Annotated in this window: 12 protein-coding genes and 1 pseudogene; 4 read left to right on the top strand and 9 right to left on the bottom strand. The window is 67.7% G+C overall.

All coding sequences use genetic code 11. The features are described from left to right. Nucleotides 1-473 precede the first annotated feature (473 nt). Together ACG02S_RS14340 and ACG02S_RS14335 are read left to right on the top strand one after the other, a co-directional pair. On the top strand, nt 474-908 hold the full coding sequence (locus ACG02S_RS14340) for a hypothetical protein (protein ID WP_394471136.1): 435 nt from the start codon (nt 474-476) through the stop codon (nt 906-908). Then, nucleotides 883-1,662 carry a helix-turn-helix transcriptional regulator gene (locus tag ACG02S_RS14335; protein ID WP_394471135.1) on the top strand — a complete coding sequence of 260 codons (780 nt, stop codon included), beginning with the start codon at nt 883-885 and terminating at the stop codon, nt 1,660-1,662. The genes ACG02S_RS14340 and ACG02S_RS14335 overlap by 26 nt, the downstream gene beginning before the upstream one ends. 189 nt (nt 1,663-1,851) lie before the next feature. Here ACG02S_RS14335 and ACG02S_RS14330 read toward each other — a convergent pair whose 3' ends face one another. After that, a complete protein-coding gene (locus ACG02S_RS14330; protein ID WP_394471134.1) occupies nt 1,852-3,096 on the bottom strand; it encodes a hypothetical protein in 1,245 nt (414 codons plus the stop codon). Nucleotides 3,097-3,133: 37 nt separating this feature from the next. Then, the gene (locus tag ACG02S_RS14325; protein WP_394471133.1) at nt 3,134-5,116 is read right to left on the bottom strand and encodes an SEL1-like repeat protein; all 1,983 of its coding nucleotides are present in this window, start codon (nt 5,114-5,116) and stop codon (nt 3,134-3,136) included. 431 nt (nt 5,117-5,547) lie between these two features. On the opposite strand from ACG02S_RS14325, the pseudogene ACG02S_RS14320 reads away from it, so the two are divergent. Next, a pseudogene (locus ACG02S_RS14320) lies at nt 5,548-5,913 on the top strand (transposase); the annotation flags it as partial. 83 nt (nt 5,914-5,996) lie between these two features. Here the strand turns inward: ACG02S_RS14320 and ACG02S_RS14315 are convergent. The 3 genes from ACG02S_RS14315 to ACG02S_RS14305 are packed head-to-tail and all read right to left on the bottom strand — an operon-like array spanning nt 5,997 to nt 10,010. Beyond that, on the bottom strand, nt 5,997-7,292 hold the full coding sequence (locus tag ACG02S_RS14315) for an acetyl-CoA hydrolase/transferase family protein (RefSeq protein WP_394471132.1): 1,296 nt from the start codon (nt 7,290-7,292) through the stop codon (nt 5,997-5,999). 58 nt (nt 7,293-7,350) lie between these two features. Next, entirely contained in the window at nt 7,351-8,856 is a 1,506-nt protein-coding gene (locus ACG02S_RS14310; RefSeq protein ID WP_394471131.1) for an NAD-dependent succinate-semialdehyde dehydrogenase, read from the bottom strand. Continuing rightward, entirely contained in the window at nt 8,856-10,010 is a 1,155-nt protein-coding gene (locus ACG02S_RS14305) for an iron-containing alcohol dehydrogenase (protein ID WP_394471130.1), read from the bottom strand. Before ACG02S_RS14305 ends, ACG02S_RS14310 begins: the two co-directional genes overlap by 1 nt. A 277-nt stretch (nt 10,011-10,287) precedes the next feature. Between ACG02S_RS14305 and ACG02S_RS14300 the strand changes: the two genes are divergently transcribed. Next, nucleotides 10,288-11,106, top strand: coding sequence for an IclR family transcriptional regulator domain-containing protein (locus ACG02S_RS14300; protein WP_394471129.1), 819 nt, complete (start codon nt 10,288-10,290; stop codon nt 11,104-11,106). A gap of 6 nt (nt 11,107-11,112) precedes the next feature. Here the strand turns inward: ACG02S_RS14300 and ACG02S_RS14295 are convergent, their stop codons facing one another. The 4 genes from ACG02S_RS14295 to ACG02S_RS14280 all read right to left on the bottom strand — a co-directional run bounded on the left by ACG02S_RS14295 (nt 11,113) and on the right by ACG02S_RS14280 (nt 16,196). Then, nucleotides 11,113-12,267, bottom strand: a complete 1,155-nt coding sequence (locus ACG02S_RS14295; protein ID WP_394471128.1) for an MmgE/PrpD family protein — start codon at nt 12,265-12,267, stop codon at nt 11,113-11,115. A 128-nt stretch (nt 12,268-12,395) separates the two neighbouring features. Next, nucleotides 12,396-13,193, bottom strand: a complete 798-nt coding sequence (locus ACG02S_RS14290) for a helix-turn-helix domain-containing protein (protein ID WP_394471127.1) — start codon at nt 13,191-13,193, stop codon at nt 12,396-12,398. Nucleotides 13,194-13,270: 77 nt separating this feature from the next. Then, the gene (locus ACG02S_RS14285; RefSeq protein ID WP_394471126.1) at nt 13,271-14,530 is read right to left on the bottom strand and encodes an MFS transporter; all 1,260 of its coding nucleotides are present in this window, start codon (nt 14,528-14,530) and stop codon (nt 13,271-13,273) included. A 106-nt stretch (nt 14,531-14,636) separates the two neighbouring features. Further along, the gene (locus ACG02S_RS14280; RefSeq protein ID WP_394471125.1) at nt 14,637-16,196 is read right to left on the bottom strand and encodes an FAD-binding oxidoreductase; all 1,560 of its coding nucleotides are present in this window, start codon (nt 16,194-16,196) and stop codon (nt 14,637-14,639) included. Nucleotides 16,197-16,337 lie beyond the last annotated feature (141 nt).

Below are 16,337 nucleotides of genomic sequence, written 5' to 3'. Positions count from 1 at the left end.
CGGTTGATGCCGTCGCCTCTGCGTCGGGATCCGCAGGGAGCTTGCCGCTGTTCGTTCCCGCTACTGGCTCAGCTGCAAAACCGCGTCCTCACCGCCGAATAACAGCGGATCCTGACCGCCGCCAACACCGCTAAAAGGAAACATTTTGTAAGCGCGCCGTTGCCGAGGATCTTGCACTGTTTCGCCAGACCAAATGATCGGTCATCTTTCCCCGGTCCGTTCTACAGCAAAGTCGATTCCCTCGAAACACCGAACGAAGCACCGTGGCGAGCGTTCGGTCCAAACCAGCGAACCGGCGAAGGTCGGAACGCGGCAGACATCGAACCAAGCACGCCTACAACCGTTCGGCCGGCAACGGAACGAACTGGACAACTGAGCGTCAATGGTCCTCAATGCATCCCGGGGGCATTTCATGCGCTACTGCCATCGCGACACAGAGCGCATGGCATTCCAGCGTGCCACAGGAGAAGGGGATGGACCCAGACGACATTGCCGCACTCAACGGCTCTCAACGTAGCGCGGCATTCCGCGAACAACACCGCAAGCTCGACCCCATCGACGCGCCCAGAGACCTGGGGCCCAAGCGACGTGCACTGCGCGACCAACGGCACCGAAATAATGTCGCCGACTGCCACGTCGGTCTGCTGAAGACCGGTGGTCAAGGAACTTGCGTTCTCATCTCATGCGGTGGCACTGTCGCGTTTGCCATCGCTCGGACGCCAAAAGGTTTGCTCATCGAGAAACGCGTCTGTCCATCGACCGGTCCGCGAACGTCGCACGCAATGCTCTTCGAAGACAGGACGACGTTCGACCGATGGTGCGACATCGAACCCACTCGCTCTGAGGATCCACTGCTGTGCGACCTTCTTCGTAGCCGCGGCCATGAATTCTTTGCCGGACAAGACTGATCTGCTCGACCAGAAGGCGCCGCCGGCCGTTCCGGACAACGTTCTGCAGGCACTCCGCCTGTTGCCGGAACTCTGCAACGCAGCCAGCGAGCAGGCCGCCCTTGAGTTGTTCTGGCGAGCCGTTCGGCAGGTAGGGGCCGATTCCGGAGTGTTCATCAGCGCGATCAAGGACGATGCCACTCGAACGTCCATACGGTCCCTGCTTGCGTGCGATTCGCGATGGGCCATCGAGTACTCCCGCGTCGACTGGCACGATCATGATCCGTGGCTCCGGCACGCGCTCGATAGCCAGGCACCGATCCGAGGTGAAGAGCTACCCTTGCGGCCAGAAGAGCAGGATTTCATCGGGAGGTCCAGGACCCTCGGCTTCACTTCGACCTTTATTGTCCCCGCCCCTACCTGCTTCGGCGGAGCGCGGTTTGGCGTGTTGGTACTCGGTTCGAGAAAACCGGAACGATTCGATGGCTCCGACTACGAGATGGTTCGCATCGTGGGCCGAGCGCTTGCGATGGAACTTCATGATTGGCTGCTTCGTGCCGTACACGACGACCTCGTAGAAAGGTCGCGCATCACGGCCGAGGAGCTCGAGCTGCTACGTCATGAAGCGGCGGGCCACACCAGCAAGGTCGTCGGAGCCACTTTGGGCATCAAGCCCAGGAGCGTGGACTACCGGTTCTCGCGAGTGAGCGCCAAGCTCGACGCCCCCGACCGCCGAACTGCGATGCGGATTGCACGCCTGTACGGACTCATATGAAACCTATTGAGTCCCATGTGATCATGTTCCCGTTCGCCACTGGGCTTTGTTCAAGGCCAGAGACGTGCTGCGAGAGTTGATCCGAACTCTCAAGGCCGAACAGTCGGTCGTCAAAGGCGCATGAGCCGAGTCCACGCCCGAGCGCGCACCAACCCGGACGCAGCAGGCGCAGCAAGCGGCTGTTGTGTCCTACTTCAACTCCCGCGTGTTCGTGTAGGCCTCGCGAGGCAACTCGTCCATCGTGATGTACTGGAACCCCTCGGCCGTTTCCTTGTCGAAATTCTTGCCAATCACGCTCACTTGCATCTGCGTGCCGGCCGGGACATCCACATCGCTGATGAACTGCGGCTTGTAGGGAAGTCCGAGGTAGACGCGGATCTTCTCGGCGTCGTTGCCCAAGTGGGCGATCTCCTTTTCACGAACCATGAAGCTGCCGCCAGGCCTGTTCTTGTCCGTGTGGACACGAACGAATCGCTCGGTCCTTTGAGAGACGTAGTTGCGGGGACCCGACTTGAGCGAACCCGGGCCTTTCCAGCCCTTCTCAAGCGCTGCCTTGTCCAGATAGGGGATGTTCACCACCGCGGCGTTCACGCGTTGGACATTGCCCATCTGCATTCCATTCGCCCGAGCAACCTTTGCCGATTCGATCCGCTTGCCCGCCGCGGCGTTGAATACCTTGGACAGCCCGGCCCCATTCCCTCCCGCGCCCTCCCCCCCTCGGCCTTTCCCGGAACCGCCTCCGCCGGCGGCGCTGGCCAGCTTTTGCACGTCCGCTCGCACGGCGCTTTGCTTCTGGGCGGACCACGTCGAGGGCGCCGATGTGGGGCCCGTGCCGCGGTCGCTGGTCGCGGGTTGCGACTTGAGACCGATGCGGGAGGCCGGCACCGCGAGGATGCGGTTGTTGACCTTCACCAGTGCCCGGCCATCGAGCGTTTGCTTGCCGGTGTAGCCCTTGGCCAATTGTGCGTTGGTCGGAGGCGCGACGGACTTGCTGACACCGTTGGAGAAGGTGCGCCGGTCGCTGAGGCCTGCGGCGTGAGTGCGCTGAGCCTGGGCGGCATTTTGCTGCGCCTGACGCTGCTGGTTCTGCTGCGCCTGGCGCTGAGCGTCCTGCGCCTGCTGTCTGCTTTGCGAGCTTTGCTGCTGCCGCTGCTGGCGTTGCATTTCCTGTTGCTGCTGGCGGGCCTGCTCGCGTTGCTGTTGCTGCATCTGTTCCCGTTGCTGCTGCTGCATCTGCTGTCGCTGCTGCTGCTGCATCTGCTGGCGCATCTGCTCTTGCTGTTGGCGGCGCATGTCCTCTTGCTGGCGACGCATCTGCTCCTGCTGCTGCTGGCGGGCCGCTTGCTGCTGTTGGGCGCGGGCATCGAACTGGGCGTGAGCGGCGCTGGCCAAGCTGCCCAGCAGCACGATCGCGATGGTGGCAAGGCGGCTCATGGAGATTCCTTCAGGCTCGTAGTTCGTGGCGTGGCACTCAACGCGCGCCGCAGCCGCTGTAGCGACCGGGCTTGGACCGGATCAGCCGCTGGGTGACGGGCCAGTAGTCCTCGTACAGGTCCTTGCGCACCTTCTGGGACTTGGGGTTGATGGTGTTGGCGTTGACCAGGCACTCGCACTGCTGCCGCCCCGCCTGCTCGTGGCCGGCCTTCTTCGCAGACTCCACGCACACCTTGTCGATGCTGGAGGTGAACTGGTATTCGGGGGCCCACTCGTTGGTCACGAAGGACCAGGCGTTCTTCTTGAAGGTATCCAGCGCCGGGCTGCCGCAACCGTGCTTGAGGATCAGGAAGAACCCGTCGTTCATGCCGTCGAGCGGAATATCGTCCGCGAGGATGGCCAGACGCACGTCCTCTTCGCGGTTGGCATCGTCGTCCCCTCGCGCAGCGATGAGCTTCTCCCGGATCGTGAGGTTCTCCTGCAGCACCCTGCTGGCCTGACCCAGACCTCCGCCGAAGGAGGGCATGCTGGGCATCAATCGCCCAGGTAAGCGCTGGATGCGGGCGAAGTCCTGTTTCATGTCCTTCACCTCCTGGGCGGTGAAGTGCGCGCTGCACTCCTCGTAGAGCGTGTCGGCGACCGCGGTCAGGTAGGCCTTGGCGTAGGATTCGTCTGCGGAGATCGCCTCGAACCTGCGCGCCATGATGTTGTCGATGAGCTCGGGCGCCTTCAGCTTGGGCTTGGGCAATTTCGCGGCTTGCGCGGCGCTCAATGCATCGGCCTTGTCTTGCTCCTGTTCTTCGCGCTCAGCCATGGCCACCTGTTCGGTGAAATCGGCGAACTCGGCAAGCACCTTGGCCGCGGGCTCGAACCCGGACTCCAGGGCCCGCTGGTACAGCGCATGCGCGGTGCGCGGGTCAGGCTCAATGCCTGGCGCGCCGTCCAAGTGAATGTCGGCGAGGTAGGCCAGTGACGCGCCGTGACCTTGCTTGGCGGCCGCGATCAGGCGCTCGATCGCGGCCTCCATCCTGTCGGAGGCCAGGTAGCCTCGCGCCAGCTGGAACGCCAGCCGAGGGCTGTTCTTGTCCTGCTTGACGGCCTCTTCGCAGGCGGACACCACGGCGGCAGCATCCAGGTCGGCGTCGGCCACACCCTTGGCGTGGGCCTCAGGGTCATCCGGATGCGCAGCGAGGTGATCACAGCGCGGGATCGGGGGCAGGGAAGCTAGCGAGACGACGGGTTTCTCAGGCTCGGGGGTGACGTCTGCCACCGCCACTGCAGGGCCCGCCTGCAGTGCTGCCTGCGCTTGCGCCGTGACGGGCTCAGCAGGTGGTGGGGGGACGGGCGCGGCAGGTGCTTCTGCCCGTCGCACGGCCGGTCGCTCCCGGGTCTGTATCTGCGCCCAGGCCGATGGCCCCAACGCTGCCGTCAGTGCATCTCCCCAGGTCAACGGGCAACGTTGCAGCGCGACGTCGGCCAACTGCAGTTCCTTCAGTGCATCCACGCTCACGGCGGGTGTGAAGCCCGGGCGCTGGCCGAACCAGAACTTCACTTGGCGTGAAATGACTCGAGGCTCCTCGCCGCTTCGATCCGCCAGCTCATAGCGGCAGTTCAGGTAAGGCGGCATGGCCTCCAGCCCGGGCAGCGGCATTGAGCGCCACTCCTTGCGCAGGCCCCCGACTTCTCGCATCACCGCTAGACGTTCCGGGCGGTCGCTGTTCATCGCGGACAGCCCCATCTCCCGGATCTCGCCGCCTTCGCGCCGGTCGATCAGCGGGGCCAGGTCCAGCTCGTACCGACGCGGTGCGTCGGCGGGCAGTGGTTCCGCCGCTTCGCGTGCGATGCGGCCTCTCGCAGTCACATCCGGAGTTGGCGTGGTGGGACGGGGGGGCGCTTCCGGGGGGCGCAGGAGTTGTCGCAATCGATTGGCGATGCCGCTGGAGCCTGCAAGCGACACCGCGGCCGGCATGGCCTGCGCCAACGGCGCGGCCAGTGGGCCTGGGCCAAGGAGGACCGCCATCCCGAGCGTTGCCGCCGCATGACCAAAGGAGCGAGCCGGTGGAAGGCGCATCGAGAGCGTGCCTGCAATTGCGGACTTTCGAGTCTATGGCCGACTTCGTAAGTACTTGTGACGGCCCCGCCCCCGACTTGCGGGGCCGCGAAGACCCGCAGTTATTCCGAGCGGTTCTGAAGTGAATTCGTATCGCTCAGACGGGGGCGCTGCGTCTTGTGCCGCATCACAACGAGGGCTTTGCGCCGGCCGTGGCAAGCCTGTACGGCTCGGTGGTCATACTGCGTATGGGTGGGCTGGAGCTGAGCGCCAGCCCCTCGGATGTCCCCTCCATCCGCAATGCAGTTGAAAAGATGGTTGGTTCGTTGGGACAACACGATGCAACGCGGCTCGTCGCAGTCCTTGTGGTGGCTGACGCCGCCGCGGCGCGAGATGCTCACGAAGCACTGCATATTGCCCTGTTAAGACGCCGGCCCGCGGCCGGCCTGATTTTCTACAGCGACCGTGGCAGCCAGCACGCAGTGCAGCGGGGACCTCCAGACTGCACTGGCCAAGTCCGGCATGCGCAGCTCAATGAGCCACAAGGGCAACTGCTGGGCAATGCGCCCACCGAAAGCCTATGGGGATCGTTGAAGGTCGGCAGGCTGCACGGGCAACGGCTCGCTACCCGGCATGAGGCAATGGATGAGATCGTCGACTGGCTGACATTCCATAACCACGGGCGGCTTCACTCGTCGCTCGACTGCGTCAGTCCGATGCAATTCGAAAGGGCGTGGCATGCCGCACAGCAAAGACAAGCCGCGTAACGCTCTCAGCTATGTGATCCGGGGAACGCGAGCAAGGTCACTGAGCGGTCCACCCAGGGATCTGTGGGGCAAGCCATGGATCCCTATATGAGCTTCAAGCGGCCCGCCTGCTCTTCGAGCTGGGGACGGAAATCTGGATGCGCGATGCCAATGAGGGCACGCGCCCGTTCACGCATCGACCTACCCCGAAGCTGGGCGACGCCGAACTCTGTCACCACGTGATTGACGTCGTTCTTGCTGGTGCTGACCCAGGTGCCCGGCTCCAACGTCGGCACGATGCGCGAGATGCAGCCGTCCTTCGCGGTGGAGGGCAGGACGATGAATGACTTGCCTCCCACCGAGCGATTGGCGGCACGCACGAAGTCGGACTGCCCACCCGTGCCCGAGTACGGCGTCGGCCCCAGGGATTCGGAGCCGCACTGGCCGAACAGATCGATCTGCAGCGTTGCGTTGATGGACACCAGCCGGTCGTTCTGCCCGGCGACAAGGGGGTCATTGGTGAAGTCGGCCGGGTGCAGCTCGAACGCCGGGTTGCGGTGGATGTAGCGATACAGCTTCGCCGAGCCCAGCGCGAAGGTCGCGATGGACTTGCCGCGCTGAAAGTTCTTGCATCGGTTGGTCACCGCGCCGCACTCGATCAGCGACAGCAGCCCGTCACCCATCATCTCCGAGTGGATGCCCAGGTCGCGCTTGTGCCGCAGCTGCAGGACCACCGCGTCCGGGATGCCGCCATAGCCTATTTGCAGCGTCGACCCGTCCTCGATCATGTCGGCGACGTAGCCGCCGATGGCCTCCTGCACAGGCCCGATCGAGGGCATGCCGACCTCGCGCAGCGGCGCATCGCTCTCGACGAGCGCGGTGACTTGCGAAATGTGCACATGGCAATTGCCGTGCGCGAAAGGCACCGTCGAGTTCACCTCCAGCACCACCGAGCGGGCACGCTCGACGGCAGCCATCGTGTAGTCAGCGCCCAGCGATAGGGCGAAGTAGCCATGCTCGTCCATCGGCGAGGCCAGGCTGAACACCACGTCAGCCGGCGCGAGGCCGCGCCGGATCATCTGCGGCAGCTCCGAGAAGTGGCAGGCCAGTGTGTCGACCCAGCCCTGCTGGGCGCCGGGCCGCGAGGCCGCGCCCAGGAAGTAGCCAAGCGGCCGGATGTGCTCGACGGTCTCGGGGTCGAAATAGCCGAAAGGCGTCAGCGGCAGGATCTGTCCGATGCGCACCCCACGCAGCTCGCGGCGGCGATCGGACAGCGCGCTCAGCAGCGCCGGCGGCTCGGCCGCGCCGGTCGGCACGACGACGGTATCACCGTCGCGCACCTCGCAGACGGCCTCTGCGACGGTGCGACGCTTCTGGTGGTACAGAGGTTGGAACGACATCGATGTCTCCTTGTTGCGGGGCTGGTGCTGCGTCGCAACCGCCCTCTTCTCTCTCTGGTCAGGCTGCAGCGCGGGCCACGCCGGCCGGCGAGGTCATGCCGCCCATGCAAACGTACTTGATCTCCAGGTACTCCTCGATGCCCACCGCCGCGCCCTCCCGGCCCAGGCCGGACTGCTTGATGCCGCCGAACGGCACGTGCTCAGTGGCGATGACACCCGCGTTGACGCCGACCATGCCGCACTGCAGCGCCTCAGCGACGCGGAAGGCACGGCCCAAGTCGCGGCTGTAGAAGTAGGCAGCCAAGCCGAACTCAGTGCGGTTGGCCAGCTCGATGGCCTGTTGCTCGGTCTCGAAGCGGAACACCGGAGCCAGTGGGCCGAATGTCTCCTCGCGGGCACACAGCATCTGGGCCGTCGCGTCGGCCAGCACGGTGGGCGCATAGAACTGGCCCGACAGCCGCCGCCCGCCGACCAGCAGGCGGGCGCCCAGCGCCAGCGCGTCGTCCACATGGGCGTCGACCTTATCCAGCGCGGCCGGCTCGATGAGCGGCCCCTGCACGGAATCGGGCTCAAAGCCGTTGCCCACCTTGAGCGCCGCGACGCGCGCCCCGAACTTGTCGAGGAAGGCCTCGTAGACGGCGGCCTGAACATAGATGCGGTTGGCGCAAACGCAGGTCTGGCCCGCGTTGCGGAACTTGCTTGCGATGGCGCCGTCCACGGCGGCATCGAGGTCGGCATCGTCGAACACGATGAAGGGCGCATTGCCGCCCAGTTCCAGCGCGAGCTTCTTGACGGTCGGCGCGCACTGCGCCATCAGCAGCCGGCCGACCTCGGTGCTGCCGGTGAAGCTCAGATGCCTCACCCGCTCGCTGGCACAGAACTGCTTGCCGATGTCCACACTGCCCGCGCCGTCCGCCGTCACGAGGTTCAGCACGCCTGCGGGCAGACCGGCGCGGCGGGCCAACTCGGCCACGGCCAGCGCGGTCAACGGCGTCTGCTCGGCTGGCTTCAGCACCACAGTGCAGCCCGCCGCCAGCGCCGGTGCCACCTTGCGGGTGATCATGGCCAGCGGGAAGTTCCAGGGCGTGATGGCGGCGCACACGCCGATGGGCTGGCGCAGCACCAGCAGCCGGCGGCTGTTGTCGAACTGCGGCAGCGTCTCGCCGTTGACCCGCTTGGCCTGCTCGGCGTACCACTCGACGAAGCTCGCGCCATAGGCCACCTCCCCGCGCGCCTCGGCCAGCGGCTTGCCCTGCTCGGCCGTCATCAGCCGGGCCAGGTCGTCCTGGTGGGCCATCAGCAGCTGGAACCAGCGCAGCAGCACTGCATGCCGCTGCTTGGCGGTGCTGTCGCGCCAGGCCGGCCAGGCGCGGTGGGCGGCGTCGATGGCCACCTCGGCATCGGCCGCGCCGAGGTTGGCCACCTGCGCCAGCACCTGGCCCGTGGCCGGGTCATGCACAGCGAAGCGGCGCCGCGCACCGACCCACTGCCCGTCGACGAAGGCGTCTGTCTTCAGCAGGTCAGCATCCGCCAGCAGCGCCAAGGGGGATGAGGGCAACGTCATCAAAAGGCACTCCGATAGATCGCCAGCGCATCGGTCTCGGTCAGCTCGCGGGGGTTGTTGACCAGCAGGCGCGTCTGCAGCATGGCGTCGGCGGCCAGCTGCGGCAGCGCGTCGGCGGGAATGCCGTGGTCGCGCAGCCGCAGCGGCAACCCGGTCGCGGCAATCAGGGCGATCAGGTGGCTGATGAAGGCGCCGGCCTTGTCGGCATCGCTGCCAGTGCATCCCGGCAGCAACGCCTCGGCCAGGCCGACATAGGCCTGCGGCGCCGCCTCGGCGTTGAAGCGCAGCACATGCGGCAGCACCAGCGCGTTGCTCAGCCCGTGCGGCAGGTGGAAGCGCCCGCCCAGCGGATAGGCCAGCGCATGCACCGCCGCCACCGGCGCATTGGCGAAGGCTTGGCCGGCCAGCAGCGCGCCCAGCAGCATGGCCTCGCGAGCATCCAGGTCGTCGCCCTGCGTGCAGGCCCGCAGCAGGTGCTGCGCCAGCAGCCGCAGCGCCTGCAGCGCCAGCGCGTCGGACAAGGGGTTCTTCAGCCGCCGGCTCGTGAAGGCCTCGATGGCGTGCACCATCGCATCGATGCCGGTGGCCGCGGTGATGGCCGAGGGCAGGCCGGTCGTGAGCGTTGCATCGAGCACCGCCAGGTCGGCATAAAGCTGGCGCGCGACGATGCCGCTCTTGTGCGTGGCGCCGGTCGTCACGATGGCGATGGGTGTGACCTCCGAGCCCGTGCCGGCTGTCGTCGGCATCTGCACCAGCGGCAGCCGCTCGCCCTGTACCTTGTCAACGCCGTACATACCGGCCAGCGGCTGGCTACCGGCTGCCAGCACCGCGACGAGCTTGGCAACGTCCATCGACGAGCCGCCGCCCAGCCCCAGCACCAATTCAGCGCCGAAGGCCTGCGCACGCGCGCCGGCGGCCTCCACAACGTGGTCGGCCGGGTCGGGCTGCACGTCGTCAATCACCAGCAGCCTGAAGCCGGCTGCGGCCAGCCCCTGCAGCGCCGGCGCCAGGAGGCCGCTGCGGTGCAGAAAGGCGTCGGTGACGACACAGAGCCGGCCCGGCCGCCAGCGCTGCGCCAGCAGCACACCCAGCCGCGCGCCGGCGCCACGTTCAAGCACCAGATGGGGCACGGTTTGGAAGGAGAAGGAGGACACGATGCGCAGGACCCGGCAGAAGAGGCGCCGGCAGTGTGCCCAGGCCCGCAAGGCGAGGGCCAGCAGCGCGCAGGCTTTGTCCACACCGCGAATGCAGCCAGGCCGCAGTGGAAATTCAACTACCTCGCCACCCGCGCCCGCAATGCGGGCAGGCGTTTTGACCCGATGTTTTCGGTTCAGTCGTGGCACTAGGCTTGCAACGTACTGAACACAGTCCCTCAGCCTGGCAGGACGGCGTCAAGGCCTCCAACCCTCACCCCAGCTTCACAGGTGCCCCATGGAAAAGAGCGTTCCCATCCGATCCGTCAGCCGCAGCATCGCCGTGCTGCAGGCCATCAACCGTGGCGAATGGCTGACGGTGATGGAGATCTCGAAGGCGGTCGACCTGCCCTACCCGACCACGTTCCGCATCATCCAGACCCTGATGCACGAGGGCCTGGTCACGTGCGAAGCCGGGTGCAAGCGCTACCGCGTGACGGCGCTGGTGCAGTCGCTGGCGCTGGGCTACGCGGACAACGGCAGCCTCATCGAGGTGGCCCGCCCGCACATGGTGGCGCTGACACAGCAGCACGCCTGGCCCGTCTCGCTGACCACGCATGTGGGCCGCAGCATGATCGTGCGCGACTCGACGCACACGCTCAGCTCGCTGACCTTCTGCAACTACGCGCCCGGCTACAGCCTGCCGCTGCTGGAGTGCGCCTCGGGCCATGCCTTCCTGGCACACATCGGCCATGAGGAAAGGCTGGGCCTGCTGGCAGGGCTGGAGGCCTACGAGCGCCGCACGCCGCTGCTGGACATGTTCAAGTCCGAGCGCCTGGTCCAGATGATCCGCGACAACGGCTACGCCACCTGGGAGCGCAACCCGCACACCCAGTTCCCGGGCAAGACCTCGTCGATCGCCGTGCCGGTGATGAATCAGGGCGAGGTCATCGCGACGCTGACGCTGGTGTTCTTCGCCTCGGCGCTTCCCATGGCCGAAGCCGTGCGGCGCTATGCGGACGACCTGAAGGCTGCAGCGCGCGAGATCTCGGCCGCACTGAATCAGCCGGGCTCGCGCCGGGCGACGATGGCTGTCGAGGCGGTGGCCACCGCCTGAGGCGGCTCAGGCTGCCGGCCTTAGCAGCGATATCAGGCTGCCCACGTCGGCGGCCCGCTCCAGCCCCCAGACCGCCTGCAGGATTTCCCCCGCGCGTCGCGGCCGCACCACGTCGCTCGCCGCGCCACGGAACAGCTCGCTGAGCTGCGAGTCGCTGAGTGGGCCGCGCGGCGACCCCAGGAAAGCTTCGACGCGGCATTCCTCCTGCCCGCCGTCCACGTAAGCGGCCCGCAGCACGCAGGCCTGCACGCCGTCAAGGCGCTCGTCCACCACCCACCGGATGCGCTCACGCAGGTCCACGGTCGCCGGATGCTGGCGGCAGGCCGGCGATGTCTCGGCCACCGTGAACTGGCCCATCAGCCAGGCCGCAGCCACACTGTCGGCCAGACCGTCATCCGCCCGCGACGCCGCCTGGGGCGAGAGCGCCAGTTGAAGGGTCTGCAAGGTCCGGCGGCCCGCCTGCGCGCGCAGCGCCAGCACGGCCTCCACCGGCGCCAGCGCCGCCACCGGTAACGGGCGGCAATGCAGGGCGATGCCCTTCAGGCTGTCGAAGTTGCCCAGCGCTGCCAGCGTCGCCGAACCGGGCATGGCCCGCCAGCCGCCGCTGGCCTCGCCCAGCGCCTGCATGGCCGCACCCCGGTCCAGCCCCTCGAGCGTGCATCGCGCGGCCACGGCACCCAGTTCGAGCGCCAGCGCCTCAAACCGGGGCGCGCCGGCCTGTTCCTCGGAAGCCACGGCGATGGCGACCTCCAGGCCCACCAGCAACGCCGTCAGCAGCCGACCGCCGTCGTGATGCCCGGCCTCGGCCCGCGCCAGCAGGCCGGGCAGCAGCCGCGCCGTGAAGTGTCCCTGCGTGGGCAGATGGGTGTCGCCGAAGTCGAGCAGGCCCAGCAGATGTTCATGGACGGCGATGGCATGCTGCGGCGTGGTCGCGGCGCCCGACCACCACAGCCGCGCCCGCGCGCCCTCGGGCGCTGCGCTGGTGGCCTGCGCCAGCAGGCGCTGCCCAGTCGGCTGCTGGCTGGCTTCGGCCGCGGCCTTCAGCTGGTTCAGCAGCAACCGCTTGGCCTCGTGCAGCAGCAGCTCGCCTGGCGTGGCCTCGCGCCAGGCGGCGACAACTTCGGCCAGCCGGCCGACGGTGGCTTCGGGCACCGAAGTCACGGCGGGTCGGCGCGGCAGCGCCGGCCGGGGGTGGGTGGATTCATCGGTGCGCTCCCTGCGTCTGGCTTTCTGTCGAACACAGACTAGACGGCAGCCACGCATTCCCGAAGCGCGCACTGCGGCACTGTTCACTCTCTGAATTGGTGCGCTGCGCCTTCGGCATGCGCCGGATGTCTTTCAGTGATCTGCCGGGCCAGCAGCTGCAGGCGCGGTGCGTAGACCTCGCGCAGCTTGTCCTTGTTGCGCAGCGTCGACTTGATGTAGCGCATCACAATCCCGCCCACCGGCCGGCCGGCCAGCAGCAGCGGCACGCCCAGGTTGCCTTCGCGGTAGTGGTCGAACTCCAGGTGGCAAAAGCCGTTGACGCGGGCCTCGTCGATCAGCTGCTGGATCTGCGGCCGGTCGAAATGGATAGGCGCGCGCCGCTCATCGCTTTGCAGCGTCGTATTCACGATGGACTCCCGCTCGGCCGGCGTGCAATGCGCCAGGTAGCAGTAGCCGCAGGTGGACAGCAAGATGGGCAGCGAGGCGCCCACGCCGTAGCGGATCAGCGCCAGCGGCGAATCGTGGTCGGTGTTCAGCCGCACCACCATCTCGGTGCCACGCGGCGTGCTCAGCGCGATGGCCCAGCCCAGCTCTTGTTGCGCCTCGGCCAGCAGCGGGCGGGCGATCTCGATCAGCAGGTCCTCGTCGCGAAAACCGACCGCCAGCTGCCGCACCAGGCTGGTCAGGCGGTAGATGTCGCTGTTGGGCAGCTTGTCGACATAGCCGGCGGCGGCCAGCGTCTGCAGCAGGCGGTGGGACGTGGCACGCGGCACGCCGATGCCATTCGCCACCTGGGTGGCGGTCACGTCGCCGTGCTGGTTCATGAAGGTGATGGCACGCAGGGCCTTCTTCAGCGACTTGATCTCGTCCCGCTCTGCCATGGCCCCCAGCTCCCGATCACCTGCTCATCCACTCTCGGCTGTCCCTCGCGGCAGTTTAGTGGCGGCGCGGCGGGCGCTCAGCGCGTTGACCAGGCCTTCGGGTAGCGGCCCAGGCCCAGCAACAGCAGCGGCCCCAGCACCAGCAGCACAGCGGCCACCAGCAGCGCGTCGTGGTAGCTGCCGGTGCGGTCGAAGATCATCGCGAAGGCAATGGGTCCCACGCCCGCAGCCACCGAGAAGTTGACCCACTGCCACGCGTAGATCTGGCCGAAGTTGCGCGTGCCGAAGTAGCGCAGGCACAGGTAGGCGATGAGGTCGAACTCGGCGCCGGCGGCCAGACCGATCATCATGACGGCGGCGCCAGGCCATTGCGGCACGGCCAGCAGCAGGCAGGCCAGCGTGGGCGGCATCAACAGCACCAGCGCCACGGCCGGCCCCCAGAAGCGGTCCAGCAGCCAACCCGCCAGCAGGCGGCCCAGCATCACGTTCAGGCCCAGCAGGCTGGCATAGCCTGCGGCCTCGGTCATGCTCAGCCCGGCGTCGGTCAACATGGGCACCAGGTTCGGGATCAGGCCCGCCACCGCCGCGCAAATGACCCAGAAGGCGGCGATCAGCAGCCAGAAATGGCGCGTGCGCAAGGCCTGCACCAGCGTCATGCCCTCGCCTGCGGGCTGGGCCTGCGCCGTGCCCGGCGCGGCGCGCGGCTTGTCGCGGAACAGCAGCCACACCGCCGGCATCGCCACCAGCACGATGGACAGCGCCACCGTTACGTAGCCGGCGCGCCAGCCATAGGCCGCCACGACCTGGTTGATGACCGGCGGCGCCACCAGCGCCGTCACGCCGGTGCCGCTGAGCGCGATGCCCAGCGCCAGCCCGCGTCGCTTGTCGAACCAGGAGGCGATGCCGCGCGACCAGGTCAGCGGCGTGGTGCCCACCCCCAGCACGGCAAACAGGAACCACGTGGCCTGCCAAACCATGGGCGAACCGTTCTGCAAGGCCAGCCCGACGAAGCCCAGCGCCAGCCCGGCCTGGCTGAACAGCGCGACAGGGCGCACGCCGAAGCGGTCGATGGCCCAGCCGGCCGCCCAGGCGCTGCAGATGACGCCCAGCATCGAGAACGTGAAGCCGCTCTGGATGACCGCGCGCGACCAGCCGAACTCCAGCGCCAGCGGTTTGGCGAAGATCCCGAGCGTGTAGAACGGCAGCGCCGTCAACCCCAGCGCCACGCCTATCCAGGCCGCCAACACGATGCGCCAGGCGTGGTCGCGCCGGAACTCGCCGGCCTCCGGCGCGGCGGCGGAGCCCAGGGCCGAGGGCGATGCGGTGGGAAGGCTCATGGTGAGGATGGGGAAGGCTGTCGAAGCGGCACAGGCTAGGGGACGGCGCCGCAGGGGTCAACGCGCAGCAGCGCCGTGATTCACCTCGCGAACAGGCGCACAGGCGCTACAGCCCCAGGCTGCCCGGGTTCATAAGCCCACGGGGGTCGAGCGCGGCCTTGAGCGCTTGCAGCAGCGCCAGCGCCGCAGGGTCCAGCCGGCCAGCATAGGGGTAGGCGCGTCCGATCTGGAAATGCGCGGCCCCGTGCGCGGCGAACAGCTCGATCAGCTCGCGCTTGACCTCGGCCGCCAATGCAGCAGCGTGCGCATTGGCGGCATGGGCTGGCACGCTGCGCAGGTGTTCATCGCCCAGCAAGTCCTGGTGGTAGGGCGTGGGTGCATCGGGCCAGTACAGCGCGATCTCGTACAGCAGGCCTGTGGAGGAGACAGTCGCGAACATCGTGCCCATCCAGACGCCCAGGCGCGCCATCTCGGCGCCGCGCCGCTTGCGCAGCGCCAGCAGCGCGGCATGGAAGCCAGCCACTGCCGCATGCGGCAGGACGCCGTGCAGCGGCACCCAGCGCTCGCCTGCGGGGCCGAGGATGTTGGTCAGCGGCGCGAAGGGCAGTGCCCGCACGAAGCCGGGCACGCTGTTGGCGATCTCACGGCCTCGCGGCAGCGCCAGCGCGCGCAGCCGCCCAGCCTTGGCCGCCGCGTCGGCCTGGCTGGCGCCCTCGACGATGAAGTGCGCCATGTAGGCGCCGCTGGCCAGCACCGCGTCGCCCGCCGCCGCCATGCGCAGCAACTGCCTCACGCCGGCCAGCACGCCGGGCGACGAGCGGAACACCTCGGCGGCAATGCGCAGCCGCGACGCCAGGCCCTCCTGCTTGCCGATCTGGCCCTGGGACAGCGAACGGTCCAGGCCGAACTGCTCGTCCTCCAGGCCCTCCAGCGCGGCCAGGCGCAACAGCTCGTGGAAGCTCGCAAAGTCGTCAAAGGCAAAGGACAGCGCCTCGAAGCTGGCGTTTGCCGCGATCAGCGGCATGCGGATGGCCACCTTGATCCCCAAGGCGCCGCAGTCGCCCGTGAACAGGCCCGTCAGGTCTGGCCCGAAATGGCGGGTGGCCGAGCTGATGGCCGTACTCAGCAGCTCGCCCGACGCCAGCACCACATCCAGGGACAGCACCGACTGGGCCGAAATCCCGTGCCTGGCGCTGCCGTGGCTCAACGTGTTCTGGCTGACGCTGCCGCCCACCGTGGCCACCAGACCCGAGAACGGCCCCCAGAACGGCGTGCGCAGACCGTGCGCCGCCAAGCGCTCGCGCAGTGCCGCCCAGGTTACGCCGGCGCCCACGGTCACGACCGCATTGACCGTGTCGATCTCGATGCCGTCCAGCGCGCCGGTGTCTAACAGCACATGGCCGCCGGCCGCAAGCAGATAGCCGTCGGTATAGGACGCACCGCCTCCACGCGGCACCATCGCCGTGCCAGCGGCCGCGCACAGTCGCACGGCGGTCTGCAGCGCGGCCACCGTACGAGGCAGCACCGCCGCGAGTGGCCGGCCGCCCTGCGCGTACACGTCGCGCGACAGCAGCCCCAGCCGGCCCTCCTCGGTACTGACGCTATCGGCGCCCAGAGCAGCGATCAGCTGCCGGACAAGGTCTTCGGGGGCGACGGTGGCGTTCATCGGTGGCATGCGGGGCAGATTAAGACGGTCACGCTAGCCGCAACAGGCCGGCCCAGGCTAGCGCGGCACCAGGCCTGTTCATGCAGCGAGGACGGGCGGAACACCTCGAAAAATCGCCTCTTGAACACAAGGCCTCGCCGA

The organism is Pelomonas dachongensis (assembly GCF_043555865.1).
In the GTDB taxonomy this organism is placed as follows: Bacteria; Pseudomonadota; Gammaproteobacteria; order Burkholderiales; family Burkholderiaceae_C; genus Pelomonas; species Pelomonas dachongensis.
Note: the sequence above shows the minus strand (reverse complement) of the source record. Positions and strands in the feature narration are given on the sequence as shown.